Origin of the sequence: Nonomuraea mangrovi (genome assembly GCF_042681425.1) — a bacterium.
Taxonomy (GTDB): Bacteria; Actinomycetota; Actinomycetes; order Streptosporangiales; family Streptosporangiaceae; genus Nonomuraea; species Nonomuraea mangrovi.
This window is the reverse complement of sequence record NZ_JBHUFV010000043.1, coordinates 86,018-111,564: the sequence shown is the minus strand read 5'-3', so window position 1 is coordinate 111,564 and position 25,547 is coordinate 86,018. Positions and strand designations below refer to the sequence as shown.

Here is a 25,547-nt window from a genome sequence, read left to right as displayed (position 1 = left end):
CGGTCACCTTTCGGCTCCGTGACGCCCCAGGATGGGGCCGTCATGGGACCGGGTGCATCGTGATCACCTCCGATTCCGCGCACGACATGCCAGGGCCGAAAGCGACATCGCCGCTCAGAACCCGCCTCCGACGTTACCGCGAGCCGCAGCAGCGCGCGCGTGACGAGACCGCTCTGTCAGCCCCCGCCGGACCTTGCACGGCACGCAACCGAAAGCGCGGCGGTCACATCCGCCGGAGCCGGCTTGGTGCCCGGGGCGTTCGTGCTCGGCGTGCTGCTGGTGGAGGCGAAAGACAACCTGCAGCGTATGCTCGCCGCCGTCCCGCTCACCTACGGTGAACGGGCCGCCGTCGACGACGGCAAGGCGACCTTGGACCCCGCTAGGAGAGTCCGTGTCGGCGTCGACGCGATCGGTCCGCTCTCGCCTGGTCCCGCCGCTCCTCCCGAGGGGTGGCCACGATCTTCCTGGTCAACGGGAGCGGATGAGCGCGGCGATGGCGTCGAGGATGCGGTCGAGCCCATGCTGGAAGCGCTCGACGGGGGCGAGATGGGCGGTGCGGGAGTCCAGAACGGACCGGCTGAACAGGGGGAAGGCACCGGACACGACGACTTGGCGCACGTACGGCCCGATGTAGTCGCGCTTCCAGCGCTCGGGGTCCAGGCCGGTGCGGCGGGCCTCCTCCATCCAACCGATTTCGCGGCGGATCGCGCTGTGGACATAGTCGTTGAGCATGCCGGCGAAGCCGGTGATGTCGTCGATGTCGAGTCCGGTCCCGTCGAGCGCGCCGAGCGCGAACTCGTGCACGCGCAGCAGATTGGGGCCCAGCGTCGGCCGGCTGGTGAGCAGCGCGATGAGCCAGGGATGACGTAGACCCGCGGTACGGATCTGCCGGGCCAGCAGCGTCAGGTCGGAGCGCCAGTCACCTGAGGGGCTGCCGGGGAGCTCGATCTCGCCCATTGCCATGTCGATCATGAGATCGAACAGGTCGTCGCGCCGGGGCACGTAGCGGTAGAGCGACATGGCGCCGGTGCCCAGCTCGCACGCGATACGCCGCATGGTCGCGGCTTCCACTCCCTCGGCGTCGGCGATCTGAACGGCCGCCCGGGTGATCTGCTCGCGGCTGTAGCCGGGGCGCCGCCCCGGCCCGGAGCGTTCCTGCCGCTCCGGCTGCAACCAGATGCTGGTCGGTTTCTCGTCGGCCACATGCGCCCCTCTCCCCATTTGCGTACATGGTACCTGAATGGTTATGGTCCCATTTCAAGTACGCAGTACGCGAATGGAGGAACGCGTGGATAGATCGCTTCGCACAGGCGTGATCGGCGTGATGCTCGGCATGATCACGGCCCCGCTGGACGGCATGATGCTCGGCCCGGCCCTGCCGGTGATCGTGGGAGATCTCGGTGGCCTGGAGTACTTCTCCTGGGTGGCGACGGCCTATCTGATCTGCATGGCCGCCTCGACGCCGATCTGGGGAAAGGTCGGTGACCTGTACGGGCGCAAGCCGGTCTACATGGCCGCGATCGTGCTGTTCCTGCTGGGGTCGGGGCTGTCGGGGATGTCGCAGGACATGATCCAGCTCGTGGGCTTCCGGGCGCTGCAGGGGCTGGGCGCGGGAGGGCTGATGGTGGGCGCCCTGGCGCTCATCGCCGAATTGGTGCCACCCCGGCAGAGCGGCAAGCTGATGGGGCTGTTCGGGACGATGATGCCCATCGCCTTCATCGCCGGACCGCTGCTCGGCGGCCTGTTCGCCGAGCAGTTCGGCTGGCGTTGGGCGTTTTACGTCAATCTCCCCATCGGGGCCGCCGCCTTGCTGCTCATCGGCACCGCCGTACGGCTGGAGCCGCGGCGGATCAAGGCGAGGATCGACTACCTGGGGGCGCTGCTGCTGACCGTCGCGTTGGTGGCGCTGAGTCTGGTCGCGAGCTGGGGCGGCACGCAGTACGCCTGGGATTCTGCTCCGATCCTCGCGCTGGCCCTGGCCGGGCTGGTGGCGCTGCTGGCGCTGGTACGTGTGGAGCGGCGCGCCGCCGAGCCGATCGTCCCCCTGCGGCTGTTCGCCGACCGCAACTTCACCCTCGCCCAGGTCGTGCGCTTCCTGGGCGGCGTCGGGATGGTGGTCACGGCCACCTTCCTGCCCCAGTACATGCAGCTGGTGCAGGGCGCCTCGCCGATCGCCAGCGGCATGCTGATCCTGCCCTCGATGCTCGGCATGGTGGTCGTGCTGATCGGCACCGGCCAGCTCATCAGCCGCACCGGCCGCTACCGGGTCTATCCCATCCTCGGCGGTGCCGCCTTCTCCGCCGGCATGCTCGTGCTGCTCCTCCTGCGGCCCGGCACCAACCTGGCGCTCGCCTCGGGTCTCACTCTGATCAGCGGCGTAGGAGTGGGCCTGCTGATGCAGAGCACCACGATCATCACCGTCAACAGCGCCGAGCCGCGTGACATGGGAGCGGCCAGCGGCTCGGTCACCCTGTGGCACACGATGGGGGCTTCGCTGGGTGTGGCCGCGCTCGGCGCCCTGTACACCACCCGGCTGCAGGACACGCTCATCGCCGGCCTCGGCGCCGAATCCGGTAGCCGGATCGCCTCCGGTCAGCTGACGGCACAGGCGCTCCAGCAGCTCCCGGCACCCGTGCGGGAAGTGGCTCACTTGGCCGTCTCCAGCGGCATCCATGCCATGGCGCTCGGCGCGGCCGTACTGGGAGTCATCGCGTTCGCGCTCTCCTGGTTCATCCGCGAGGTCCCGCTACGCGACCGGACTCCCGCCGAACCCGCCACCGCGGCAGCGTGAGGGCCCGCATGCCGGACACACGACAGAGCGTGCATGTGGGGATCGCCCTGGACGTCATCTGCGCGCACTCCTACCTCGGCTACAGCCGCTTCACCCGCGCGGCAGACCGGCTTCGGAGCGAGGACGTCGCGGTGACGGTCGAGTTACTGCCCTTTGAACTCGCCCCTGGTGCCTCCACCGAAGGGCGGCCGTTGCTCGCCGTCCTGGAGCAGACCTTCGGCCCCGAGGCCGCCGCCGGCACGGCGAGCTTCGCCGCGCACGCGGCACTGGAGGGCCTGCGGTTCGAGTACGGCAAAGCCATCGCCACCGGCACCTTCGAGGCGCACCGTCTGATCGCGAGCGCCGCCCTCCAACACAAGGCCGAGTCGATGGTGGAACGCCTCTTCCGCGCGCACTTCACCGACGGGCTGCACATCGGCGACCCCGCCGTCCTGGCCCGGCTGGCCGCCGAGGTCGGTGTCGTCATGGACAGCGTGCCGACCGGCGAACTGCACGCCCGGCTCGAGCGTGTACGCCGGCTCGGCATCACCGGCGTCCCGGCCTTCCTGATCGAGCGACTGCCTCCGCTGGTCGGATCCCAGAGCGAGAACACGCTGTTCGCGGTCCTGAAAGAGGCCGCACAGATGAACGGAGAACACCATGTCCGATAGGCAGCTCAGGCTGGCCGTCATCGTCGGCAGCGTCCGCGACGGCCGCATCGGCCCGACCATGGCCACCTGGTTCGCCGGCCAGGCGGTTCCGCGCCAAGCCGGTGGCGTTCGTGTCCTACGGCGGCCGGTCGGGAGGCCTACGGGCGGTGGAGCACCTGCGCGCGGTCTTCGCCGAGCTGCACGCCGTCACCACGCGGGACACGATCAGTTTCCACGGCGTGTGGGAGTCCTTCAGGAGTGACGGACAGCCCAAGGACCCGCACGGGCCCGCCACCGCCGCCAAGACCCTCCTGGACCAGGTGACCTGGTGGGCGCGAGTGCTGCGCGACGCCAAGGCCACCACCCCCCTACACCGTTTGACAGAAAGGCATGATCATGACGACCTTGACCGGCAAGACGGCGCTGGTGACCGGCGCGAGCAGGGGAATCGGCCGGGCCATCGCCGCTCGGCTGGCACGGGAGGGCGCCCGGGTGGCCGTGCACTACGGCAGCAACGAGACGGCGGCCAAGGAGACGGTCTCGGGCATCGAGGCGGCAGGAGGACAGGCCTTCGCACTCCGGGCCGAGCTGGGCGTGCCGGGAGACGCCGAGGCGTTGTGGGCCGCGTTCGACACGCAGGCCGACGGCCTGGACATCCTGGTCAACAACGCGGGAATCCTCGGCGGCCAGGCCGAGATCGAGGGCGTGACCCGGGAGGGCTTCCAGCGGCTGTTCGCGGTCAACACCGCGGCGCCGTTCTTCATCACCCAGCTCGGCCTGCTGCGGCTGCGTGACGGCGGCCGGATCATCACGATCGGTACGATGCTGACGCGGGGCATGGCCATGCCCGGAGCGATCGACTATGCCATGTCCAAGGCGGCACTGGACGTGCTCACCTCGGTGCTGGCCAAGCAACTGGGGTCGCGCGGCATCACCGTCAACACCGTGTCACCCGGCGTCATCGACACCGACATGCACCAGGGACGCCTGGTCGGCGAGGCCCTGGCCTGGCTGTCGTCACTTTCGCCGCTGGGCCGGCTGGGCACGCCGGAGGACGTCGCCGACACGGTGGCCTTCCTGGCCTCGGGCGACAGCCGCTACGTGACCGGGCACCACCTGGACGTCTCCGGCGGGACGCTCGTGTAGCCAGAGCGCCGTCAGGAGAATCGGGCACGCGTCAGTCGCCGGCGGCTTGCGCGCCGTGGACCACCTTCGGCAAGTGGACGAGCTGCGAACCAAGCCAACGGGGTGGACCAGGCCGAGGCCGGCTCCCGGTAGTTCCTTCTCTCAGCCGGTAGATTCTGGGCGGGTTGCGGGGGCGGGACACGGAGCCGGCCGAGGTCGCGAGGCTGGTGGCGGAGGCGCGGTCGGGTCCGAGCGGCGTCCTGGTCGTGCGCGGCGAGCCGGGGATCGGCAAGTCCGCCCTGCTCGGGTCGGCATCGTCGACGACTTCGCCTATCCGTTCCCGGTCACGGTTCCGGCTGCGCCGCGGCGACGAACCCGATCCCGACCGCTTCGACCCCGACCGCTTCGACCCCGATCCCGAGCACAACGAGCACCTGGGCTTCGGCGGCGGCATCCACAGGCGATCTGCGTCGCGGCGCCGTGCTGTCACCTGTCGACTTGGAGCAGTAGGTGCCTGCCATCCGGACCGCTCCGGGTAGCGGCGTGTGACCATGGCTGCGCGCGAGCCGTATAGGACGGCGACCGATCTCGGACAGGTCGAACATCTGGCCCGGCATCCGGCAGCGTGGCTGGGCTCGGCCGCGTGGCCGGAAGTAGGTATGGGCGCGGCACCTCAGGGCATGCGTTCCGGAACCATGCGACGTCGGAGGGCGTATGTCACGAGTGGACAGGATCGCCGATCCCTGGGGGAGCCGTACGCCCTACAGGGCGGGGGAGGCGTGGCCGGTACGCGTGGACTCCTACCTGCGCGAAGGGCTTCGCCCGGAAGACGTGGATCGCTGGGTGCAGAGCACGACGATCCTGCACAGCAACGGTGACGGGCGCATCGGCACCCTGCGCCGCGAACTCCTGATCCTCAGTAAACGCCGTCTGGCCCTTGTGCTCCGCCAGTACTTGAACCACTACAACGAGCACCGGCCGCACCAGTCCCGGAAACAACTAGCCCGGACACCGCAACGCAGCCCGCCCGCGACGTGACCCACCTCAACGACCTGCGATCCATCCGCAGAAGACCCGTCGTCGCAGGCACGATCAACGAATACCACCACGCCGCTTGACCGCGGCTCAGCATCAGGCTGTCACCGTTGAATAGAAGGGCATCCGCTGGGGCGGCCGACCACTCACGCCCGCAGCCTGAAACCATCACGCAACCCGGTGATCATTCCGGTCCGCAGCACTAGATCGTGCCGAACCAGCCCGGGAGGTCGAGGCGGAAGAAGTCGGGCGGGGTGACCTTGCGGAGGTCGGACTCCAGGGCGCGGAGACGGTCGGCGCCGAGCCGGTCCGCCCATTGTTGGCGTAGTTGGTCGAAGATGCGGGCGGAGCGGGTGAGGGCGTCGATGCCCCACGGCGTCAGGCGGACGATCTTCCGACGCGTGTCCTGGGGATCCACGCTGCGTTCTACGTAGCCGAGGCGTTCGAGGGTCTCGATCGTCTTGCCCGCGGCCTGCTTCGACACACCCAGGGTGCGGCCGAGCTCCACGGCCGTGGTGCCGTTGCCGATGGACTGCATGACGAAGCCGTACATCGGACGGGTGTGGGGGTGCCCTTGGCGGGCCAGTTCGGCGTTCAGCTCGTCGATGATCACACGGAAGCCCATCAGGAGGCGGAGCGGAAGCTCGAAGCCGGGCGGATCACTTGACACGATAGACAACCTCATTTACTGTTTTAGACAACTTCATTGTCCATCTTAACGAGAGTCATCGCCTTGACCGTCATCCGCAATGCCGAAGCCCGCCGTTCCGAAACCCCCAGCGGCGTCATGACCACTTTCGCCTCGCCGACCCAGGGTGGTGCGAGCCGCTCCGTGTGGCGGGTCGATGCGCAGCCCGGCGCTGCGGGCCCTGTGCACGACTTCGACGTCGAGCAGGTGTGGACCTGGATCGTCGGCGGCGCCACCGTCGAACTGGGCGGCGAGTCGTTCACCGTCGCCGCGGGAGACACCGTGATCATGCCCGCGCGCACGGTCCGCCAGGTGTCGGCCGACGCGGAGGCTGGTTACACCGCCGTGGTCACCGCCGCCGCAGGCGCCCGCGCCATGAGCGCCGACGGCGCAGACTACGGCGTCCCGGCCTGGATCGCCTGACCTCAGTTCTCCCTTCCCCGCCCCGGCGTGCTTCCCGGTCTGCCTGCTTCGGGCGCGGATGCTTCCTGGTCCACGACCTACCTGGTCCGCTCTTCTCAGCCTCGCTCTGACTTGCGTTCTCAAGGAGACATCTCTCGGCGTCACCCAGCACCCGCACGTGGTCGGCGACGGCGTTGGAGCATCGCGGGACAGTGCTCGCGTCGCAGGGAGCGCAGCTTGTTTCCTGCACGGGTCCGTCTCCACGTCGCGTCCTGGCAGGCGCGGGCAAGCACCTTGATCGAGCGGGCGAGTTCGGTGTCTGCGGGCAGCGGCCGATGCACGTGCGCGTCGGTGCGCAAGATGTTCGCCAGGACCATCGCGTCGGCATGGTCGGACTTCTTGCCCGAGGCTGAGTGGCGCTCGCGACAGCGGGCGACAGCCATGGGATTGATCGGGTAGATCTGCCGACGGGCCGCACGAAGCCCGGCGACCAGGAGGCCGCGGGGTGTTTCGATCATGAGGGGGATCGGGGCGGGTGTTGGCGTTGTCACCGGTCCGTGCCCTGGCGGTCTGACATCCGATGAGTCGTCCGTGATCCCGGCGGCCATCACAGCTCCCCGTCTTCGTTGAGGGCTGCACGCCCTGAGACAACCGAGGGATCTTCCGCGCTGGCGGGCTCGAACCACGGAACCGATCCAAGCGCACAATTGGTCTGCGACACAGGAACGGGCGCAGTCCCGGCGGCGACTCCCGCCTTGTCTTGAGGCCTCTTCGAGCCGGGGATATCAAAGGAGCCCACCGTCTGGACCGAGCCCGTTCGGAACCCATGAGGGCTATCAAGGAGCGGGCGGCACGGTCCGGACGCCGTTCAAGCGGCATCGCCATCGGCCCTGGTTGTCTCGCGGGCAGCGGGATGTGAACCGCTCGCATGCCCGTATCCGAGCCATCGGGGAGCGTGTCATCGCGACCCTGAAGCCCTGGAAGGTGCTGACCAAGCTGCGCTGTTGCCCGCATCGTGCGACCGCCCTCGTGCAGGCGATCCTCTTGCTGCAGCTCATTGAAGAGGGCCGTCACTGAAGCTTTTGTTGGTTGCCGGCTGCCAGCTCAGGCCGTAGTTGGCCAGGTAGTCGCACAGGGTGCCTGAAATGTGTGAAAGATCGGGATGGTACGGTTCGGCCATCCACGACGGGAGGCGCGCGGGGGCGGTCATCACCGGAGGCAGCGACAAGGCATCCGGTGCGCGCCGTCCGCGAGGGCACGCTGGTGTCCGGACAGTCGCTGACCCCCAACACCGTTCCACGAAGGGCTCCAGCACTGTGCGCACGGCACCGGTCCTCGCCGTCCTGGCGGCAACTCTCGCAGGCTGCGGAATGCTGCCGCCGCTGACCCTGCCCACCGGCAAGGACCGGCCGTCCGCCTCGGCCGGCACGTCATCCCCCGCCACCTCCACCGCCACTCCGCAGGCCACGCCGTCGCCGTCGCCCTCCGCAGGCCTCACCATCGCCGACGCCAAGCGGGCCGCCGCCGACTGGCTGGCCAAGCACAACCGAACGGTGCGGAACCGCGCCTGGTGGGACGATCCGGCCGCGATCGACGAGCTGTTCTGGGACGGCACCAGGCATGAGGCGGTCATCGACCGGGGGGCGGTGGAGGACGGCGACAAGCGCAAGATCCGCAAGCCGATCCGGCTGACCGGCCAGGTCTACTACGTGCCCCGTGAGCAGACCATGCCCGACGGGCAGTGGTTCCTGCTCCAGGCCACTTACGCGGGCCAGGACCGGGCGCACATCCTGACGTTCTGGCGGCCCACGGGCGGCGGGTTCCGGCTGGCGGCCAAGAGCCCGCTGCACTACGGCCAGCGGATGCCCGAGCCGCGGCGGGACGCCGAGGGCTACGTCACGGCCATGCCGGGGGTCTTCGGCAGGCTCGTCGCCCAGGAGTACATGGTTTTCTGGGACTACGACATCCACGACCAGGAGGGCAGGAACGGCTACCGGCTGGCCAAGGACAACTACAGCAGGCGCGCCTACCGCATCGTCTCCAAGGGGATGTACATGGGTTACCACTCCTACAGCCGACCGTACGGCTTCCGCACCGCGGACGGCGGTTCGTTCCACGTCTTCAGCATGCTCAACGACCCCAAGTCCATCACGGCCGTTCTCACGTTGGGCGTGGCCACCCGCGGCAACGGCAAGATGATCCACGAGATCGCCGGCGACTGGTACTCCTGAGAGGGCGGTTCGAGAGTTGACGTTCCTTTCGTCGTTGGCGTGGGGTGAGGCGAGCTCATCAGGGGGCTCGCTGCCGGGCTACGGACGCGGCTGAGCGAACAATCCCGGCCCGGCTTCACCGAGGATGCCCTTGCTGATCGGGCGCTTCAGCTAGGACCGGATGTTCTCGGTGTTCTGGGGATGGCCGCCTCGCGCGTGTCGATCTACCCGAGCAGCCAGGTGCCCGGGTCGGAGCCGGCGTCGGGACTGGTCATGCGCCGCGCCAGGTCGGGGTGGAGGTGCCGGTCAGGCGTCGGGTCATCACGTCGGTCATCGCCCGGTACACGCGCCATTCGGAGCCGGCAGGGTGGTGTTCGAAGTCGCGCACCCCGAGCGGCGAGGCGGTCCAGCAGCGTGCGCTCACTCACCCGGCCCTCCCAGCACAACCGAGCCCGCCAGCCAGAATGACGGAATCCCGGACATCGACTCTCGAACCGCCCGCTAAGCAGATGCAGGTCGCTCGGGCCGCGGGCACGCTAATCTCGCTCCCACACGAGGTTGTCATTGTCCACCAAAGTGTCACTGTCCGAACGATGACGGTAGGACGCCTCAACCGACCTGGTGGACTCGGTTGGACAGGGAAAGGTATAGGCAACCGCCAGCATGTCACCGGATTTTCTTCCGTGTCCGGAAAGACGTACCTTCTGGCCATGACACCATTCCCCGCCTGCGAAATCGTCGTCGAGGGTGATGTCGTAGGAGTCGCCGTCCTTGCTGATCGTCAGGGCTAGGCTGCTCCCTCCGGGCCGGTCATTCTCCGTTGCCCGCCAGGTGCCTTCAAACGATGTGGGACTGGACGGCCGTCCATCCACATAGGCAAAGACGCCAACTGTAGCGGTGGCTACTGCGGCCAGCGCGGCCAACACGGCGGCGATGGCCTGCCACTTGTTGCTCCTGCCCGCGGGGCCGCTGCTCTCCATGGATCAAGTATTAGCAGGGCGATTTGCTCGGAGAATAGAGAGTGTCAATATCGCCTCAAAAATGGGATCTGGCCCATATTTCGTGATCGATACGGCTCCGCTTGGCTGGTCAGCCGGATTGGGCGTTGTGAGTCGCGCCGGGATTGATGGAGGCTCCATCGGTTGGAAAGGATGGACCCCACGCCAGGTCGAGGCCTCCGGGCACCTCGAGGTGGCGGCCACGTCCCCGATGTGCTCACCATGGCCGGCCTGCCCAACGTGATCGGGTCCTCCACCAACCCGACCCTGCCGTTCGGCCGCGACGCCCTCGGCGAGCATTTCGGGATGAACGTGTCGGCGCACGGTCTGAAGAGCGACCTCTCCGGCGACGCGGCCATGACCCGCGACCGCATCCGGGCGGGCACGATGGGGGAGCGCAGCCGGCGTAGCGCCTCTACACGCCACGGTTCGGGCTCCTTGTCGGCGGCGGCCCGGGGTTGTAGGCGTTCGGTTTCCTGGAGGCGCCCACGCTGAATGACTTGCCGTTCATCGTGCGGCGGTAAAAATGAGCACCCCGTACTCATGTGCTCACTTCCCGTGGGTGTGACAGTGGGCGCCATGAGCAGCAGATTCTTAGCAACCCTCGCCGGACTCATCAGCCTGCTGGCGGTGAATCTCGTCTCGGGCACGGCGGCCCAGGCCGTCGCCACCCGAACAGTCACCGTCACCATCACCCACGTTGAATGCATCGACAACTGCAGGAACGAAGGGCTCGAAGCCGCGGGAGAGGGCCCGGCCGATCTCTACGCCAAGGTGTGGATCAACGGGCAGAAACAGCCGCCGGGAAGCAGCGACGACGATCCCTCGACGCCGCACGAGGACGACAAGTCCCTCGTCACCCCGTACTGGGTGCTGCCCGCGCAGGTGCCGGACACGGTGCTGAACATCCCGGTCAGCATCCAGATCTGGGACCACGACAGCACCTCGGGTGACGACCTGGGCGACATCAGCCCGCGTAACGGCGACAACAACCTCGACTTCCGGGTGGACCATCTCACCGGCAAGTGGATCGACCACACCGGCCAGGAGGACAAGGTCAGCTGGCCGCAGTCCTGTTCGGTCGGCGACGGCGGCGATGACGACGAGCCCCGCGTCAAGGTGTGCTTCGACATCAGCATCGATTCCAGCAACGGCGACACCGACGGCGACTTCCTGCTCGACGGGTGGGAGCGCTGGGGCTACAACGCTGACGGCGACGCCACCATCGACGTGGACCTGCCCGCGATGGGCGCCAACTTCCGGCGCAAGGACCTCTACCTGGAGATCGACTGCCTGTTCGGCACCAACCACAACCACTGCCCCGTCCAGGGCGCGGTGCAGGCGGTCGTGCAGTCCTTCGCCGACGCGCCGGTGGTGAACGCCGACGGCTCCTCGGGCATCCAACTGCATATCGATATGGGCGGCTTCTACGGCCAGGCCGCCGGCGTGGCCACGAACGTGCCCAGAGCAGGAGGCGGCGCCGTCGGCACCTTCGGCAACTACGGCGGAGGCGGCGACCAGATCAACGAGGCGGGCAACCAGGTCATCGACTGGGACGGCGCCGCGGGCCGCGCCGGGACGAACTTCTTCACGCTGAAGAACATGAACGCCGCCCGCGACTTCGTCTTCCGCTACGCGTTGTTCGGCCACCAGACCAATTACCGCGCCGCGACCAACGACTGCACCACCGGCTGGGCCAAGGGAATCCCCGCGGTCAACTTCATGGTCACGCTCGGCGGCACCAGGGGCACGACGGGCAACCAGTGCTGGGGCGTCAACGCCAACGGGCTGTCCGTCGGCAACCAGAACCAGCAGGCCGGCACGCTCATGCACGAGTTCGGCCACGCGCTGGGACTCCAGCACGGCGGCCGCGACGAGTTCAACAACAAGCCCAACTACCTGAGCGTCATGAACTACACCATGCAGGACTGCAGCGTCACCGCGGTGGCCGCGGCCGGTCTGCCCGGAGGCTGCGACTACTCCCGGATCGCGGTCGCCCCTCTGAACGAGGTGCTTCCCCCCGGGCTGGACGAGTGCCAGGGCAACGGCATCCCCGCCCTGGGCTGGATGGACTGGGACGGCGTCGGCGGCATGACCGGCGTGACCTGCCCATCACCGGCGAACGCGAACGTCTCGGCCAACATCAACGACGACACCGGCAACGACCTCAACAACGACGGCGACTGGGACCCCGGCGAGCCGCCGCTCCTCAGCCGCCTCGACGGCTTCGAGGACTGGAACCGGCTCGACTACGGCTTCCGCACCAGGGAGAACTTCCGTACGGCCGGCACCCCCACCGAGAACGAGCCGGACTGGGACATCATCCAGGCGGCCCGCGCCAACCTGGCCACCCTCGTGAAGCCCGAGCTCAAGGTGGATCTCACCGGACCGGCCGACGCCACCCCCGGCGACACGCTGACCTACGCCACCACGCTCGCCAACCCCGGCCGCGGCCCGTCCCTGCAGACCCGGCTGGGCACCGAGGACGTGGACACGCTCGTCGTCGGCCGCTCGCTCTCGCGCACCGCGACCGTCGAGGTGCCCTGCGACACCGCCGACGGGACCGTCCTGACCCGCGAGGCGTCCGCCGGCGGCGAGGACATGATAGGCAACCGGGTCACCGGCGAGGACTCGCTGACCACCACCGTCCACGCGCCGAAGCTGACCGCCGGGAAGACCGCCACGGCCCGGGTGAACGCGGGCGAGGCGATCACGTACCGGATCAGCTACGAGAACACGGGCAGCGGGGACGCCTCCGGGGTCGTCGTCACCGACGTACTGCCGAAGGACGTCTACTACAGCAAGGCCCTGGACACCGGAGCGGGACCCCAGCCGACGACGGTGGTGCGGAACGCCGACGGTACGACCACGCTCACCTGGCAGATCGGCGCCGCGGCCGGTGGGTCGGGCGAGAAGACGATCGAGTACACCGCCCGGCCGAGCCTGCTCTTCCTGCCCGGCGCCGAGATCACCAACGCGGCGACGCTGACCTTCACCAACGGGAACGGCTGCACCTACGAGCCGGTGAAGGCGTCGGCGACCACCGAGATCACCGAGGTGCCTGCCACGCGCAACCCGCGCAGCCAGGGGTACTGGAGGACGCACGAGCAGGAGTGGACCGCCGAGATCCTGGCCCGGATCCAGGCGACCGACCAGCGCTTCGACACCGGAGGCGACGGCGCGCTGTCGGCCGCCGAGGTCACGGCGGTGTTCTCGCCCGGGCCGCCGCACGTGGGCATCCTGCGCGTTCAGCTGCTCGGGACGTACTTCAACCTGGCGACCAGGAGGATCAACGCCTCGACGGTCATCAGTTCCGAGACGGCCGACCGGCACGACCTCCGCAACGTCCGCGGCGCCGCCCTGTTCGGGATCAGCACGCTGGCGCTCCCGGTGGAGGGCAACACCGGCACCTACAGTGACGCGATCCGCGCCCTCGACGAGATAAACAACAACAACAGCGAGGTGTACTGAGCTGACGCGCCGGGATCCGACTCCGGATCCCGGCGCGGCCTCATCCCATGAGCTGCTGCATGAAGAAGGCGACGAGCTCGGCGTCGTAAAGGCTGCGGATGTCGCGGCGTTCGATGAGGCAGCTCATCGACGGGCTTCGCCGGCGGGTTCGTGGCGGGGCGCCAGGATCGGCCTGCCCGCTGCTGGCTATCCTGTGGCACGTCGAGCCAGGTACGGCTCTCCACCACGAGCCCACCGGGAGACGACGACCGTGACAGCCTCCCAGCGCCGGAGCACATGGGCGGCGACGACGCTGGTGGCGCATGTGGTCATGGCTCTCCTGACGGTGCTCATCCTGGCGGGCGTCTGGCACCTCGGCGTGGACCTGTGGCAGATCTTCGCCGCGGCGGGTGCTGCCGTCCTGCTGCATGTGGGAGCGGCGGTGGCCCATCGACGGCCGTGGGCAGGTTACGCGGTCGGCGCAATGGCCATGCTCGTCCTGGTGACGACGCCCTTCCTGGGTTGGTCACCGACCATGCTGCCCTCGGCTGCGTGCTTCCTCCTGACGTTGTGGCGGCTGACCACCCGGGTCTCGGTCAGGGCCTCGGTGGCCGCGTTGGCCGTCGCCGCTCTCGGGATCGTCCTCACCGAGTTGGTGGCGTGGTCCCGGATGCCCTCTGACGTCCCTGGATGGACCCGCCTGGTCGAGGGCGGGCTGCTGATGCTCGTGGTCGGCGGTGTGTGGCTTGCGGCCCTGCTGCTACGCCGCAGGCGCGAGGCCGGCCGACGAGCCGAGAGCGAACGACTGGCCGCGGCGGTCGCGGACGAACGGGCCAGCATCCGCCGCGACCTGCACGACGTGATCGCCCACACGGTCACCGTCATGGTCGCGCGGATCGAGGCCGCGGCGGTGACGACGGCGGATCCGGCGACCCGCAGCGAACTCGGCGCCATCGCCGAGGCCGGCCGGGACGCCCACCAAGGTCTGCGAGCGATGCTGGCCACCTTGGGCCCGGCCACCGTGGCGCCGCGCGTCGACGCCCGGCCCAGAGATGTCCCGATCTCGCTCGATGCCCTCCCTGACCTCGTGGCCTCGGCGGCGAGCCCGCTCCATGCGGTGACGTTCGCGGAGGTGGGTGAGCGACGGCCACTGAGCCTCAGTGCCGAGGTCGCGGCGGTCCGTACCGTGCAGGAGGGCATCACCAACGCGCTGCGCCACCTCGAGCCACCGGTCGCGGTGACCGTTCGCGTGTGCTGGACCCCGGCCGAGGTGGTGGTGGAGGTGCGCGACGACGGCGGCAAGGCGCTTCGCGACGTCGGCAGCCAGGGGACCGGCTTGATGGGGATCGAGGAACGTGTGCGTACCGCAGGCGGCACCCTGTCGATCGACGACGGGGACGACGGGTGGGTGCTGCGGGCGCGGCTCCCCACGAAGGAGGGGACATGACCGGGATTCGCGTCATGCTCGTCGACGATCAGGAGTTGCTGCGGGCCTCGCTCCGTACGGTGCTGTCGGCCGACGAACGCATCGAGGTCACGCACGACGTCGCGAACGGCAGCGACGCGATCGAGGTCGTCCGGCAGCACCGCCTGGACGTGGTACTGATGGACATCCGCATGCCGCGCATGGACGGGGTCGCCGCCACGGCGGAGATCGTCAGGATCGCACCGGCGACCCGGGTGCTCATGCTGACGACGTTCGATGATGACGAACTGGTCGTGGCTGCGATCCGGGCCGGTGCGAGCGGCTACCTGACCAAGGACGTCCGGCCCGCCGCCCTGGCCCAGGCCGTGTGTGACGTCGCCTCCGGGACGTCGGCGCTGGCCCCGGGGGTGGCCGCGACGATTCTCGATCTCGTACGGCAGGTGCCGATGCGGAGGACGGCAGCCCTGGACGGCCTCACCCCGCGCGAGGTCGAGATCTTCGGCCTGCTCGCCCGCGGCAGGTCCAACAGCGAGATCTGCGCGGAACTGGTGCTGAGCGAGAACACGGTGAAGTCGCACGTCCGGGCCGTCCTGCAGAAACTGAACCTGCGCGACCGCGTGCACGCGGTGATCCACGCGTACGAGAACGGGCTCGTCGGTCGCAGCGAACTGCCTGACTGAGATTCCATCCTGCCGGGTGGTCCCGGCTCACCCCTTCGGGTGATGTCGGCCGGTGACGCCCGGCCTAGGTTCGACGTCGTGCATTTCCTACGTCTGCGCTTCGCTCGTGTCACCTCCCTCATCGTCCTCGGCGGTGTGCTCGTCGCCGTGCTGCTCGGCTGGACGGTACCGGCCCATGCCACCGGCGAACGGCTGGTCGACGACTACCGCTCCGTCTACGGCACGCCGGGTGTCGCGGCGGCCGTGATCGACGGGTCGTCGGTCGAGGCGATCGTCCGCGGCCGGGACGGGGACGGCAATGCGGTGACGGCTCGGACACGGTTCCGGATCGCGTCGATGAGCAAGTCGATGACGGCGGCGGCGATCATGCTGCTGGTCGACCGTGACCGCATCTCCCTGGACGACTCGGTCGTCAAGGTCCTGCCCGACTTCAGGATGGCCGATCCCCGCTTCACCTGGATCACCGTGCGCCAGATCCTCAGCCACACCTCGGGGCTGTCGAACAGCACGAACAACGAGTACGTGTTCCCGCCCCCGCGCGGCGCGCAGGAAGTCGTGGCCAGGCTGGCCGACAAGACCCTGGCCGCCGATCCGGGCACCCGCTCGGAGTACCACAACACCAACTACTCGATCGCGGCGAGGATCGTCGAGGTGGTGTCGGGCAAGTCCTTCGACGCCTTCCTCCACACCGAGCTGTTCACGCCGCTGGGCATGACCGGCACCAGCTCGACGCTGGGGTGTTCCGATCGTGCCGAGGGCCTGCCGTCCGCGTACGAGGTCGTCCTCGGGGTGGCCGTCGCGGCACCGGAGATGCCGGGGATCTGCGTCGGCAACGGCGGGGTGATCTCGACCCTGGACGACATGGTGCGGTGGCTGCGGTTCAACCAGGGAAGCCTCGGTGCGGACCTGCTGAGTGCCGGCTCCCTGGCCGAGTTGCACACCGTCCAGCCGGAGGCCGGCGACTATGCCCTCGGCTGGCAGGCCCGCCCCGTCACGGCAGGCGCCCCGCCGTCGGTGATCGGCCACGGCGGAACACTGGCGACGTGGACCGGGGACATGGTCTTCTCGCCCAAGACCGGTGTGGCCGCCCTCGTCCTCACCAACAGCGGCGGCGATCCCAGCCTGCTCTCGACCAACCTTCTCGCCGAACGGATCGGGGCACCGGCAACGCCGATGAGCAACCCGCTCACCGTCGTGAACGCGGTCCTGCTCGGGCTCACGGTGGGGATGGCCGCACTGCTGGTCACCGCAGTCGTCCGAGCGCGTCGCTGGGCCTCGCGACGCCGCGCGGCGCGCCGGCCGATGCTGGTTCTGCGGCTCGTGCCCCTTGCTCTGGTGACGGTGCTGGGCGCCGTGCTGCCGACGCTGATCTGGGGGGCGTTCAGCTTCCAGTACTGGATCATCACCGCCTGGCTGCTGCCGCTGCTGGCGCTCTTCTGCCTCACCTGCTGCGTGCTCGGGGCGGTCGCACTCGGCCGTCGCCTCTGGTGCTTCCGCCGCGCCGGTCAGGCGACCTTCGCACCGGTACGGCCGGCCATGGCGGACAGCTGACCTGGGCGGGAACCTGGCCGGAGCCGCCAAGGACGTGCCGGTCAGAGTCCGTCGTTCTCGGCCCGGTGGTTCTGCCGGCGCGGGTCGATGACCTCGGTGGTCGACTGGTAGCGGATGTCGGTGGACAGGGAGGCGTGGATGATCCTGATCGGCGGTGAGCTAGAGATCTTTAACGGCTGACGTTAAAGCGGTTGGCGTGACTGAGCGTTCTACCTGGTCCTGACCGCGGTTGCGTGACGAGCACGGCGCGCGGCATACCCGGATCTCGGCACCGGGCGGATACAGGCTGTGCGATGGCTCGGGATGCGGGCGAGCGGTCCGTGGCCCGCCTACGTACCCGCCGTTGGGACCGCTGGTCGCCCGTGGGCGTAGCGGTTGCGCATGGCGTCGCTGGCCGCAGGACCCGCTGCGAAGACGTAGGCATGGCTGTCGTCGAGTCGGCGGCCGGTCCTGGCGTCAACGACCACGGGCTCGACCTCCTCGCCGCTTTCCGCGTCGACGAGAATCATGCTGCGTTCGTGCGGCTCCAGCCGGGAATTGCCCCACGCGGCCAGGGCGACGATCACCGGGCGCAGGGAGCGCCCGAGGTCGGTCAGCACGTACTCGCGGCGGACCGGGTTGGTCTGGTAAGGCCGACGCTCCAGCAATCCGTCCGTCACGAGGGACTTCAGGCGGGCCGAGAGCATGCTCGAGGAGATGCCCAGGTTCTCATGGAACTGATCGAAGCGGGTGTAGCCGTCGAAGGCGTCGTGGAGGATCAGCAGCGTCCACCACTCGCCGACATGCTCCACCGTCGTGGACAGCGGGCACTCCCGGTCCTCCAGCCTGATGCGGCTCGCCACGGTAACCATCCCTTCGGTTACTGCTAAAGTCGAAGTCAGTAGCTTCTAGTTTAGCAGTAACCGAGCGTCGCGCCGTACGTGCGCACCAGGGATCGGAAGACACCATGACCAGCCCCATCAACGAATCACTCGAAGGCCGCCGCGCCCTGGTCACCGGCGGCACCAAGGGCACTGGAGCCGCCATCGCCCGGCGGCTCGCCGAGGCAGGCGCCGACGTGCTTGTCACCGCCCGCAGCCGCCCCGACAAGGTCGAGGATAAGACCTTCATCGCCGCCGACCTGTCGACCGCCGAAGGGGCCGACCGGGTGATCGCCGAAGTGGGAGCACGCCTGGAAGGTGTCGACGTCCTGGTCCACACACTCGGCGGCTCCGAGGCGCCGGCCGGCGGATTCGCGGCGCTCGGCGAGGAGGACTGGGCAAAGGAGCTCAACGTGAACCTGCTGGCCGCCGTCCGCCTGGACCGCGGCCTTTTGCCTGGCATGATCGCGAGCGGCAAGGGCGTGATCCTGCACGTCACCTCGATCCAGCGCCGCATGCCACTGTGGAACGGCACCCTGGCCTACGCAGCAGCCAAAGCGGCGCTGACCACCTACAGCAAGGGCCTGGCCAACGAGGTCGCCCCACATGGTATCCGTGTCAACACCGTTTCTCCGGGCTTCATCCAGACCACCGCCGCCGACAACCTGGTCGCCCGGATCGCCCAGGAGGCCGGCGTCACCCAGGAAGCCGCCCTGGGGCGGCTCATGGACTCGCTCGGCGGCATTCCCCTCGGCCGCCCCAACCGACCGGAGGAAGTTGCTGAACTCGTCGCTTTCCTCGTCTCCGACCGCGCCTCGGCCATCGTCGGCGCCGAACACGTCATCGATGGCGGCACCACCCCCACCGTCTGAGCCCCAGTCAAGAGGACCGTCATGCCGAGCCATCAGCCCCACACCATCGCCCCGAGCGACTTGCCCAAGACGATCACACGCTACCTGAGGGCCCACAAAGACCACGACACCGCCACCGCAGTCACCGCCTTCACCAGCGACGCCACCGTGACCGACGACGGCAGGACGTACCAGGGCGCCACGGCAATCGAACAGTGGCTGAACCGCTCCGCCACCGAATTCACCTACACCATCGAGCTCACCGATGCGCAGCAGACTGATCCGACCCACTACGTCGCCACACACCACCTTGAAGGCAACTTCCCTGGAGGCAGTGTCGACCTGCGCTATCAGTTCGCCCTCCGCGACGACCTGATCGAGCGTCTGGTCATCGAGACCTGATCCGCCTGGGCGTCTCGATCCCGCACTCGGATGAGCCCTTCCGTCCGGGGGCTTGGCCGCGCTTTCATGAAGCCTCCGCCTGGTGCAGGTGCCCCCAGGTACGTGCCCCGGCGTAGGAGGCACCGAAGCGCGGTCAGATCCAAGTACGGCGCTGAGTCACAGTTGGAGGTCGAGCCCGGTCTTGGCGATGAGACCCTGGAGGAGGCGGGAGTGGTACTGCATGCGTTTGAGCCGTGTCTTCACCAGCGCGGTGAGCTGCTCGAGGCTGTGTTTCGTGAGGTTGGCCAGCGACCTCTTCAGGTGCGACCACACGCCCTCGACGGGGTTGAGCTCGGGAGCGTACGGCGGCAGCTGATAGACGGTCAGCCATAATCGGGCGGCGATCAGCTCGTGCATGGCGCGGCTGACGTGCGTGTTCAAGTTGTCCCAGACCAGGACGATGGCGCCGCCGAGCTGCTGGTGCGCGGCATCCAGCAGGTGGGCGTAGTCGGTCTCGGTGAAGCCCTTGCGACGGCCTTTAGCGGGACCGCGGTCGAGGTGGATGCGGTAGATCAGCCGTGATCTGCGGCCGGCCTTGGTGCAGATCAGCGCTGCCATGGAGACGCGTTTGGTGCCTGCGGCCGAAACCCGCACCACCGGGGTGTGGCCCCGTCGGCCCCAGGTGCGACCCTTGGGCGGCCTCAGGCCCTGGCCGGCCTCGTCCTCGAAGCAGAGCCAGGCGCCCAAGTCCGCCGCCTTCCTTTTTATGAGGGGCCACTGCTCGTCCTTCCAGGCGGCGATCTTCGCCTCGTCCCGCTCGGTGGCCTTGCGGGAGGGCACCTGCACACTCCAGCCGATGCGGTGCAGCAGCAGGTCGAGCCCGGCCAGGGTGTACTCGACGCCGAACCGGCGGAGCACAATCTCGGCGATCCGGACCAGCGTCCAGCACTGGTCACTCCAGCCGGACGCGACCGGTCCGGCATCCAGCACCGTCTCCAGAACGCGGAGTTGTCCCGGATCGAGCTTGCAACGGGCGCCGCCGGGGCCACTGGAGGCCAAGGCCTGCCGACCGCCTAAAGCCAATGCCCGTCGCCAGCGATTCGCCGACATCCGGGTCACCGTGAACCGCCGGGCGACCTCCCGGTCACTGGCCCCGGCTTCGATCAGGTCAGCGGCTGCGAGCCGGACTTGCTCACGCCGAGCCCGTTCCACGGCCGTCAATCCACCGCCATCGGGATACCTCATTCTTCCGGCATAGCGCGGCCCACGACACCCGTCACGACCGGACGTAACCCGCACCGTTAAAGATCTCTAGCGGTGCAGTGAGGTTGTGGGGATGCCGGTCTTGGTGGCGATGACGCCGGGGGAGTCGCCTTGGGCTTTGCGGAGCCGAGCGTGTTCGATCTTGTCTGCGGGTGGGCGACGGGGCGGGCGGCCGTGGGCTTCAGCGACGGTGTGAGCATGGGCGGCCCGTTCGGCGGTGAAGGTCCGTTTCAACTCGGCGATGGAACGCGCTGATCGGCCGCCGACGGGTAGCGTGTGGTCTGTGGTGAAGCATGAGTACAGTGCGACCGACATCACCGTGCTCGAGTTCGACGCAGCGGTCCGCGAGTGGCCCGGCATGTACTTCGGCGTCGGACTGGACGACCCGAGACTGCCGATCATGCTCCTGTCTGCTGCGGCTCGGCACGCACTGCACCCGGCGACAAGCGTTGCAGAGGAGCACTCGCTGACCTCTGTGATCGAAATCCTCGGCGGACTCCGCTTCAGAGTGACGATCAACCAGCAGCACACCTGGCCGGACTCGCCGCCCCTTGGCTACTACGACTCCCTGATCGGCCCCGAGTGGTGGCTCCTGGCAGCCATCGCGACGCTCTGCGAAACGACGACCGTCGAAATGTGGTGCGACCGCCGGGGCTTCAGCCAAGGACTCGCCGGTCTCCGGCCTCGTGCCGCGGTGCAGCGGTTCGATCCGCCCACCGGAAGCGGTACCCGGATCACCTTCGCCCTCGACGCGCAGGGCCTTCCGCCGGGCGCCGCGTTCCCGGCCGACCTGGGCGGCCTCGACGTCCACGGGCCGTACTGTGCCGCGGCGGACGGGCCTGGAACCGTCGTCATCCGCGACCATCGGAACGACCCCGACATCAGCACGTCGTCCTCCGGAGCTTTCCCTACCGACCGCCATGGTCGATGATCACGGGGTGGAGACAGTGGTTCAGTGGGTCCGTGCCTCATGGACCAAGCAGTCCCGTGGAGGTGTCGGCGCCGGGCGGAGGAACGCGACACCGGTCGCGTTTCCGTTGCCTGATGATCAGGCTTCGCCGTTCATCCACGAGATCGTGATGCGCGAGCAGGACGGCTTCCAGCCTCGCGCCACCGTGCGGCCCGGCCCGCCCGGCTCCAACGAGGCGCTTCTCCGTGGACGTGGAGACCCGGGCAAGGTCAGCGGCATCTTCGGCTCGGCCCGCCGCATCTGCCAACCGGCACACTGATCCCGCGGCGCCCTCACATCGGAGCAGGTCAGGAGGCTATATCCGGTGGATTTTCCGCCATTACGGCCGAGACCCCATGCGGATGCGGGCCACGCCGGAACGCCCAGGCGTGCCAGGGCCCTGGGACTCTCCTCGCGGGCGGTAACGCCAAGAACTGATCTGCGGGGTCATCTGAACCGCCGGCGAACAGGCCGGACCGGCCCGTTCAGGCGACGACAGGTTCGCCGCTCAGAGCGACACCGGCCCTGCGCAGTTCGTCCAGTGCGGTGCGCGTGGTGTCGGCAGCGACGCCGGCGGTGTAGTCGAGCAGGACCCGCACCGTGAAGCCCGCGCGCGCTCCGTCCAGTGCCGTGGCCTTCACGCAGTGATCGGTCGCAATGCCGACGACATCGAGGTCGGCGATGTCACGGGCCTTCAGCCAGGCGGACAGTGTCGTGCCGTCCTGGGTCGAGCCCTCGAAACCGCTCTTGGAGGCGGAGTGGGCGCCTTTGAAGAAGACCTCGTCGACGTGCCCGGACTCGACGGCGGGCGCGAAATCCGGATGGAACTCGCCTCCCTCGCTACCCACGACGCAATGCACAGGGAAGGAGTCCTGGAAGTCGGGGTTGTCGGAGAAGTGGGCGCCCGGATCGATGTGGTGGTCACGCGTCGCGACGACGAAGGCGTACTGCCCCTCGGCGCGCCGGACCAGCTCGGCGATGGCGGCGGCTCGATCCGCGCCGCCCTTCACCGGAACGCTGCCGCCCTCGCAGAAGTCCTTCTGCACATCGACGATGATCAGTGCACGACTCACGAACTATCCCCTTTCCTCGGGTGCGCCTCTCCGATGATCACCTTCCGCCGGCGGGCGGGACACACCACTCGCCGGACGTTCACCGACCGGCGCGGCGCGTACTCCAGATTCGGGCCACATCCACTCGATGGTGACACTGAGTGCAAGTAGCCTCACTATACGTGTTCGCGCTGAGGAGCAGAAGGCTGGGGGCAGATGTGTCGGTTCACGTGAGTTTCCGGGTTCCTCTGATCGGTGCTGGCCTGGATGAAGCACCTTCACTCTCCGTGAACCCACGGCGGACAGGAGGTCCCGGGAGTAATGCAGAAATTTCCAACGGCTATGCCGCTGACCTGCGTCGACGTGGAGACCCGGGCAAGGTCGGCGGCATCTTCGGCCCGGCCCGCCGCATCTGCCTGGGCCGCGCGAGCTCGGGTGCTAGCTGCTGGCGGCCTGGTCAGAGCCCCGATCGGGTGCTAGCAGGGGTGCTGCATGAGGCCGGCCCCGGATCGAGGTGATGCGGGGTCGGTGTGATGATCAAGGGGTGTGTCCAGGGCTGATCGGCCCGCTCACAGCGGCTCGATACGGCCGCTGTTCACCCGGGCGGTCGACGGCGTGTCCGTCGTACACCAGGGCCTGGCCGCCGCCGGCGTCGGCGGCCGGCCGCGCGTGGAGCATGATTCCGTCGGTGAGAAGTAGCAGCACTGCCCCACACTGGGACTGTGTCGTCGTAGGTGTCATGTCGGATCGATACGTTGCCTGCGCACGACCCGATTGGCAGCTCTCAGGCCACGGTGATGTACGACGTCCTCTGAGTGAGCTCGCTTGCCCAGTACGGCTCGTCGCTACCGGGAGGGTTGGAGCGCGGTTCTGGCCGGGATGACCGAGGCGGCGACGGCGAGCAGGAGGCAGAGGCCGATGACCGCGGTGCCGTCAATGACCACGTTGCCGTCGCTGGGCCGGTCGCGCCCGGTGCAGTGCAGCAACCTGGACTTGCCCGAGCCGGACGGGCCCATCACCGCGGTGAAGGTGCCGGGCGCGAATCCTGTGGTCACGCCGTCCAGTGCCGCCACGGCCTGGTCGCCGGAGCCGTAGACCCTGCTCACCGACCACAACTGGACCATATCTGTCGATGTCATGCCTTGATCCAACCGGCGCGAGGATCGCAGCACATGGGCGCAGGAGCGAGAACTCAGGTAGACCCAGCACTACCCCCGGCAAATCACGCCCCGGTGACCAGGCCCCGCGAGCCCTCGGTTCAACCCTCGGGAGCTTCTGCTCGAGACCTTGGATGGTCGCGTTTCTTGGTGGCGTCCGGAGTCCGGTGTAAAGGGGGTGTGGTTCCGGCTTCATGGTGAGGTACGCGGTGCGGTGGCGATTCGGCGTGATCGGCTTTGCGGGGCTGGTGGCGTGTTGGGGCCGGAGGTGACCGCTGAGATCAGGGACGTAGTGCTGTCGTGGCGGATTGGAGCAAGCGGACGAGGCTGTCGCGTTGGGTGCTGGGCCAGGAACTGAAGCGGGTGGTCAGGGTGGTGTTGATGGCCTGCTGGAACTGGCCGGTGACCGCCTCGCCCTGGGGGGTGAGGTGGACGCGGGTCATCCGGCGGTCGTTGGGGTCGCTTTCGCGGGTGAGCAAGCCGCGTCGCTGAAGCCGGTCGACCAGGCCGGTGATGTTGGTCTTGTCGCAGTGCAGCAGGGTCGCGAGCTCGCCGAAAGATGGCTGCAGATGTTGGGCGAAGCACAGCAGTTGCGCTTGCTGGGGGGTTAGTCCCAGTCGGCGGCTCGCCGTGCTGAACAGGCCGTCGATCTCCATGAAGACGCCGATCAGCGTCTCGACGAGTTCGTCATCGGGTGTGGCGGCCATGGCAGGCAGTCTACTACCTGGACAGTTGACACTCTCTACCAAACTAGTCGATGCTGTGGACTATCCATAGAATCGACTAATTGGAGTGGTCATGCGTATCGACGATCGGGTCGCAGTCGTCACCGGCGGATCGCGCGGCATCGGACGGGCGATCAGCGACCGGCTCGCCGCGGCGGGAATGCGTGTCGTCATCGGCTCCCGCGACCAGGAGACGGCCGCGCAGGCGGTGGACCAGATCAAGGGCGCGGGCGGGCAGGCCACCGCGGTCCGCGCCGACATCACCCGCCCCGAGGCGGTCACGGAGCTGTTCGATGCGGCCGAGTGCCGGTACGGCCGGGTGGATGTGTGGGTGAACAACGCGGCCACGGCGACCGCTGGGCCGCTGGCCCGCGCCACCGATGACGACTTCGACCAGTACCTGCACGCCAACGTGCGGGCCACATTCATCGCCCTGCGCGAGGCCGCGCAGCGGATCAACGATCACGGCCGGATCATCTTGATCTCTTCCGCGCTGACCGTGTCGCCGCTGCCCGGCATGGCGCTGCTGGCCGCCGGCAAGGCCGCCGGTGACCAGCTCGCCCGTACCCTGGCCTGGGAGGTGGGCTCCAGATCCGTCACGGTCAACAGCGTCCTGCCCGGCCTGACCCGTACCGACGTCATCGCCACCGTGCCCCCGCACGTCATTGACGACGCCAAGGCCCGCACACCGCTGGGCCGCCTGGGCGAACCAGCCGACATCGCGGACGTCGTCGCGTTCCTGGCCTCCGACGCCGCCCGCTGGATCACCGGCCAGACCATCAACGCGGCCGGGGGCATGATCTAACGAGTCGGCGCCGGGCCAGGGCCGGATGGCGCACGATCCTCAAGTCCTTGGCCACGACCACCTGACCGTCCGCGAGCTGGTTACGCGGTCGCGGAGATGGCTTGGTGATCGGCAGGGTGGAGTGGGGCGGTGTGTCGGGGGCGGAGCCGGCGAGGCGGGTCGAGGAGCGAGTGGCGCAGGTCCTGCACGAGCCGGAGCCCTGCGGGTGTCATGGTCGGTCCGCGCCAGCCGCGAGAGGCACGGTCAAGGGCGGCCCAGGCGATGCTGACGCAGCTGGTCTCACCCGGGAACCGGTCGATGACCTTGGCGTAGCGGCGGGTCTCGCCGAAGGTACGCTCGATGAAGTTGGAGTGGCGGATCCGCTGGTGGTGTTCGGCGGGGAAGCGTGGGTGGGCGCCACTACCGTGGCGCCCACCGCCGGACACATCGAGGGAAGGTCCGCCGTGGGCACAGCGGGCACCGTGGGTACTGTCCACCAGTTGAAGGTCACCTTGCGAGGTCCACCCGCCGGGGGGGGGC

26 protein-coding genes and 4 pseudogenes are annotated in these 25,547 nt (G+C 68.5%); 18 read left to right on the top strand and 12 right to left on the bottom strand.

Features of this window, described 5'->3' with window-relative positions; genetic code table 11:
- Positions 1-468: 468 nt before the first annotated feature.
- Positions 469-1,221, bottom strand: coding sequence for a TetR/AcrR family transcriptional regulator (locus tag ACFSKW_RS28635; RefSeq protein ID WP_379575565.1), 753 nt, complete (start codon positions 1,219-1,221; stop codon positions 469-471).
- A 67-nt stretch (positions 1,222-1,288) separates the two neighbouring features.
- Between ACFSKW_RS28635 and ACFSKW_RS28630 the strand changes: the two genes are divergently transcribed.
- From ACFSKW_RS28630 to ACFSKW_RS28615, 4 genes and pseudogenes are all read left to right on the top strand, one after another.
- Positions 1,289-2,791 (top strand): MDR family MFS transporter, encoded by a 1,503-nt coding sequence (locus ACFSKW_RS28630; RefSeq protein ID WP_379575564.1) that lies wholly within the window; start codon positions 1,289-1,291, stop codon positions 2,789-2,791.
- A gap of 8 nt (positions 2,792-2,799) precedes the next feature.
- Positions 2,800-3,441: a DsbA family oxidoreductase gene (locus ACFSKW_RS28625; protein ID WP_379575563.1), complete on the top strand. Its 642-nt coding sequence runs from the start codon at positions 2,800-2,802 to the stop codon at positions 3,439-3,441.
- A pseudogene (locus tag ACFSKW_RS28620) lies at positions 3,366-3,650 on the top strand (NAD(P)H-dependent oxidoreductase); the annotation flags it as partial. The gene ACFSKW_RS28625 and the pseudogene ACFSKW_RS28620, both read left to right, overlap by 76 nt.
- Before the next feature lie 166 nt (positions 3,651-3,816).
- Entirely contained in the window at positions 3,817-4,566 is a 750-nt protein-coding gene (locus tag ACFSKW_RS28615) for an SDR family oxidoreductase (protein ID WP_379575562.1), read from the top strand.
- A gap of 323 nt (positions 4,567-4,889) precedes the next feature.
- On the opposite strand, the gene ACFSKW_RS28610 is transcribed toward ACFSKW_RS28615, so the two are convergent.
- A complete protein-coding gene (locus tag ACFSKW_RS28610) occupies positions 4,890-5,150 on the bottom strand; it encodes a hypothetical protein (protein WP_379575561.1) in 261 nt (86 codons plus the stop codon).
- Between the two features lie 187 nt (positions 5,151-5,337).
- On the opposite strand from ACFSKW_RS28610, the gene ACFSKW_RS28605 reads away from it, so the two are divergent.
- On the top strand, positions 5,338-5,583 hold the full coding sequence (locus ACFSKW_RS28605) for an integrase core domain-containing protein (protein WP_379575560.1): 246 nt from the start codon (positions 5,338-5,340) through the stop codon (positions 5,581-5,583).
- Between the two features lie 199 nt (positions 5,584-5,782).
- Here ACFSKW_RS28605 and ACFSKW_RS28600 read toward each other — a convergent pair whose 3' ends face one another.
- A complete protein-coding gene (locus ACFSKW_RS28600; RefSeq protein WP_379575559.1) occupies positions 5,783-6,250 on the bottom strand; it encodes a MarR family winged helix-turn-helix transcriptional regulator in 468 nt (155 codons plus the stop codon).
- Between the two features lie 63 nt (positions 6,251-6,313).
- Between ACFSKW_RS28600 and ACFSKW_RS28595 the strand changes: the two genes are divergently transcribed.
- Positions 6,314-6,691, top strand: coding sequence for a cupin domain-containing protein (locus ACFSKW_RS28595; RefSeq protein WP_379575558.1), 378 nt, complete (start codon positions 6,314-6,316; stop codon positions 6,689-6,691).
- Positions 6,692-6,867: 176 nt separating this feature from the next.
- Here ACFSKW_RS28595 and ACFSKW_RS28590 read toward each other — a convergent pair.
- A pseudogene (locus ACFSKW_RS28590) lies at positions 6,868-7,200 on the bottom strand (IS110 family transposase); the annotation flags it as partial.
- Positions 7,201-7,498: 298 nt separating this feature from the next.
- Between ACFSKW_RS28590 and ACFSKW_RS28585 the strand changes: the two are divergent.
- Both ACFSKW_RS28585 and ACFSKW_RS28580 read left to right on the top strand, forming a co-directional pair.
- A pseudogene (locus ACFSKW_RS28585) lies at positions 7,499-7,747 on the top strand (transposase family protein); the annotation flags it as partial.
- Between the two features lie 239 nt (positions 7,748-7,986).
- Complete coding sequence (locus ACFSKW_RS28580) at positions 7,987-8,901, top strand: DUF8094 domain-containing protein (protein ID WP_379575557.1); 915 nt, start codon at positions 7,987-7,989, stop codon at positions 8,899-8,901.
- 250 nt (positions 8,902-9,151) lie between these two features.
- On the opposite strand, the gene ACFSKW_RS28575 is transcribed toward ACFSKW_RS28580, so the two are convergent.
- Positions 9,152-9,304 carry a hypothetical protein gene (locus tag ACFSKW_RS28575; RefSeq protein ID WP_379575556.1) on the bottom strand — a complete coding sequence of 51 codons (153 nt, stop codon included), beginning with the start codon at positions 9,302-9,304 and terminating at the stop codon, positions 9,152-9,154.
- A 112-nt stretch (positions 9,305-9,416) separates the two neighbouring features.
- Complete coding sequence (locus tag ACFSKW_RS28570; RefSeq protein ID WP_379575555.1) at positions 9,417-9,860, bottom strand: hypothetical protein; 444 nt, start codon at positions 9,858-9,860, stop codon at positions 9,417-9,419.
- A gap of 240 nt (positions 9,861-10,100) precedes the next feature.
- Between ACFSKW_RS28570 and ACFSKW_RS28565 the strand changes: the two genes are divergently transcribed.
- From ACFSKW_RS28565 to ACFSKW_RS28545, 5 genes are all read left to right on the top strand, one after another.
- The gene (locus ACFSKW_RS28565) at positions 10,101-10,373 is read left to right on the top strand and encodes a hypothetical protein (protein WP_379575554.1); all 273 of its coding nucleotides are present in this window, start codon (positions 10,101-10,103) and stop codon (positions 10,371-10,373) included.
- A gap of 84 nt (positions 10,374-10,457) precedes the next feature.
- Positions 10,458-13,349: a hypothetical protein gene (locus ACFSKW_RS28560; protein WP_379575553.1), complete on the top strand. Its 2,892-nt coding sequence runs from the start codon at positions 10,458-10,460 to the stop codon at positions 13,347-13,349.
- Between the two features lie 250 nt (positions 13,350-13,599).
- Positions 13,600-14,775, top strand: a complete 1,176-nt coding sequence (locus tag ACFSKW_RS28555; protein WP_379575552.1) for a sensor histidine kinase — start codon at positions 13,600-13,602, stop codon at positions 14,773-14,775.
- Entirely contained in the window at positions 14,772-15,434 is a 663-nt protein-coding gene (locus ACFSKW_RS28550) for a response regulator (protein ID WP_379575551.1), read from the top strand. Before ACFSKW_RS28555 ends, ACFSKW_RS28550 begins: the two co-directional genes overlap by 4 nt.
- A 78-nt stretch (positions 15,435-15,512) precedes the next feature.
- Positions 15,513-16,985 (top strand): serine hydrolase domain-containing protein, encoded by a 1,473-nt coding sequence (locus tag ACFSKW_RS28545; protein WP_379575550.1) that lies wholly within the window; start codon positions 15,513-15,515, stop codon positions 16,983-16,985.
- Between the two features lie 329 nt (positions 16,986-17,314).
- Here the strand turns inward: ACFSKW_RS28545 and ACFSKW_RS28540 are convergent, their stop codons facing one another.
- A complete protein-coding gene (locus ACFSKW_RS28540; RefSeq protein WP_379575549.1) occupies positions 17,315-17,827 on the bottom strand; it encodes a winged helix-turn-helix transcriptional regulator in 513 nt (170 codons plus the stop codon).
- A gap of 104 nt (positions 17,828-17,931) precedes the next feature.
- On the opposite strand from ACFSKW_RS28540, the gene ACFSKW_RS28535 reads away from it, so the two are divergent.
- Entirely contained in the window at positions 17,932-18,717 is a 786-nt protein-coding gene (locus tag ACFSKW_RS28535) for an SDR family oxidoreductase (protein WP_379575548.1), read from the top strand.
- A 21-nt stretch (positions 18,718-18,738) separates the two neighbouring features.
- Positions 18,739-19,098, top strand: a complete 360-nt coding sequence (locus ACFSKW_RS28530; RefSeq protein ID WP_379575547.1) for a nuclear transport factor 2-like protein — start codon at positions 18,739-18,741, stop codon at positions 19,096-19,098.
- Between the two features lie 156 nt (positions 19,099-19,254).
- Here the strand turns inward: ACFSKW_RS28530 and ACFSKW_RS28525 are convergent, their stop codons facing one another.
- Complete coding sequence (locus ACFSKW_RS28525) at positions 19,255-20,322, bottom strand: IS630 family transposase (RefSeq protein WP_379575546.1); 1,068 nt, start codon at positions 20,320-20,322, stop codon at positions 19,255-19,257.
- A 235-nt stretch (positions 20,323-20,557) separates the two neighbouring features.
- Between ACFSKW_RS28525 and ACFSKW_RS28520 the strand changes: the two genes are divergently transcribed.
- Positions 20,558-21,271, top strand: a complete 714-nt coding sequence (locus ACFSKW_RS28520; protein WP_379575545.1) for a hypothetical protein — start codon at positions 20,558-20,560, stop codon at positions 21,269-21,271.
- On the top strand, positions 21,261-21,569 hold the full coding sequence (locus ACFSKW_RS28515) for a hypothetical protein (RefSeq protein ID WP_379575544.1): 309 nt from the start codon (positions 21,261-21,263) through the stop codon (positions 21,567-21,569). Before ACFSKW_RS28520 ends, ACFSKW_RS28515 begins: the two co-directional genes overlap by 11 nt.
- Positions 21,570-21,774: 205 nt before the next feature.
- Here ACFSKW_RS28515 and ACFSKW_RS28510 read toward each other — a convergent pair whose 3' ends face one another.
- From ACFSKW_RS28510 to ACFSKW_RS28500, 3 genes are all read right to left on the bottom strand, one after another.
- Positions 21,775-22,362, bottom strand: coding sequence for an isochorismatase family protein (locus ACFSKW_RS28510; protein ID WP_379575543.1), 588 nt, complete (start codon positions 22,360-22,362; stop codon positions 21,775-21,777).
- An 824-nt stretch (positions 22,363-23,186) separates the two neighbouring features.
- Positions 23,187-23,480 (bottom strand): ATP-binding cassette domain-containing protein, encoded by a 294-nt coding sequence (locus ACFSKW_RS28505; RefSeq protein ID WP_379575542.1) that lies wholly within the window; start codon positions 23,478-23,480, stop codon positions 23,187-23,189.
- A gap of 299 nt (positions 23,481-23,779) precedes the next feature.
- Complete coding sequence (locus ACFSKW_RS28500; protein WP_379575541.1) at positions 23,780-24,205, bottom strand: MarR family winged helix-turn-helix transcriptional regulator; 426 nt, start codon at positions 24,203-24,205, stop codon at positions 23,780-23,782.
- Between the two features lie 91 nt (positions 24,206-24,296).
- Between ACFSKW_RS28500 and ACFSKW_RS28495 the strand changes: the two genes are divergently transcribed.
- Positions 24,297-25,028, top strand: coding sequence for an SDR family NAD(P)-dependent oxidoreductase (locus tag ACFSKW_RS28495; protein WP_379575540.1), 732 nt, complete (start codon positions 24,297-24,299; stop codon positions 25,026-25,028).
- 80 nt (positions 25,029-25,108) lie between these two features.
- On the opposite strand, the pseudogene ACFSKW_RS54965 reads toward ACFSKW_RS28495, so the two are convergent.
- Positions 25,109-25,414, bottom strand: a pseudogene (locus ACFSKW_RS54965) (transposase); the annotation flags it as partial.
- Positions 25,415-25,547: the final 133 nt, after the last annotated feature.

Coding starts and splice junctions, on each gene's coding strand:
- ACFSKW_RS28635 (WP_379575565.1), bottom strand. CDS start 1,221: ATGGGGAGAGGGGCGCATGTGGCCGACGAGAAACCGACCAGCATCTGG.
- ACFSKW_RS28625 (WP_379575563.1), top strand. CDS start 2,800: ATGCCGGACACACGACAGAGCGTGCATGTGGGGATCGCCCTGGACGTC.
- ACFSKW_RS28615 (WP_379575562.1), top strand. CDS start 3,817: ATGACGACCTTGACCGGCAAGACGGCGCTGGTGACCGGCGCGAGCAGG.
- ACFSKW_RS28610 (WP_379575561.1), bottom strand. CDS start 5,150: ATGTTCGACCTGTCCGAGATCGGTCGCCGTCCTATACGGCTCGCGCGC.
- ACFSKW_RS28570 (WP_379575555.1), bottom strand. CDS start 9,860: ATGGAGAGCAGCGGCCCCGCGGGCAGGAGCAACAAGTGGCAGGCCATC.
- ACFSKW_RS28565 (WP_379575554.1), top strand. CDS start 10,101: ATGGCCGGCCTGCCCAACGTGATCGGGTCCTCCACCAACCCGACCCTG.
- ACFSKW_RS28560 (WP_379575553.1), top strand. CDS start 10,458: ATGAGCAGCAGATTCTTAGCAACCCTCGCCGGACTCATCAGCCTGCTG.
- ACFSKW_RS28550 (WP_379575551.1), top strand. CDS start 14,772: ATGACCGGGATTCGCGTCATGCTCGTCGACGATCAGGAGTTGCTGCGG.
- ACFSKW_RS28535 (WP_379575548.1), top strand. CDS start 17,932: ATGACCAGCCCCATCAACGAATCACTCGAAGGCCGCCGCGCCCTGGTC.
- ACFSKW_RS28530 (WP_379575547.1), top strand. CDS start 18,739: ATGCCGAGCCATCAGCCCCACACCATCGCCCCGAGCGACTTGCCCAAG.
- ACFSKW_RS28525 (WP_379575546.1), bottom strand. CDS start 20,322: ATGAGGTATCCCGATGGCGGTGGATTGACGGCCGTGGAACGGGCTCGG.
- ACFSKW_RS28515 (WP_379575544.1), top strand. CDS start 21,261: ATGGTCGATGATCACGGGGTGGAGACAGTGGTTCAGTGGGTCCGTGCC.
- ACFSKW_RS28505 (WP_379575542.1), bottom strand. CDS start 23,480: ATGACATCGACAGATATGGTCCAGTTGTGGTCGGTGAGCAGGGTCTAC.
- ACFSKW_RS28500 (WP_379575541.1), bottom strand. CDS start 24,205: ATGGCCGCCACACCCGATGACGAACTCGTCGAGACGCTGATCGGCGTC.
- ACFSKW_RS28495 (WP_379575540.1), top strand. CDS start 24,297: ATGCGTATCGACGATCGGGTCGCAGTCGTCACCGGCGGATCGCGCGGC.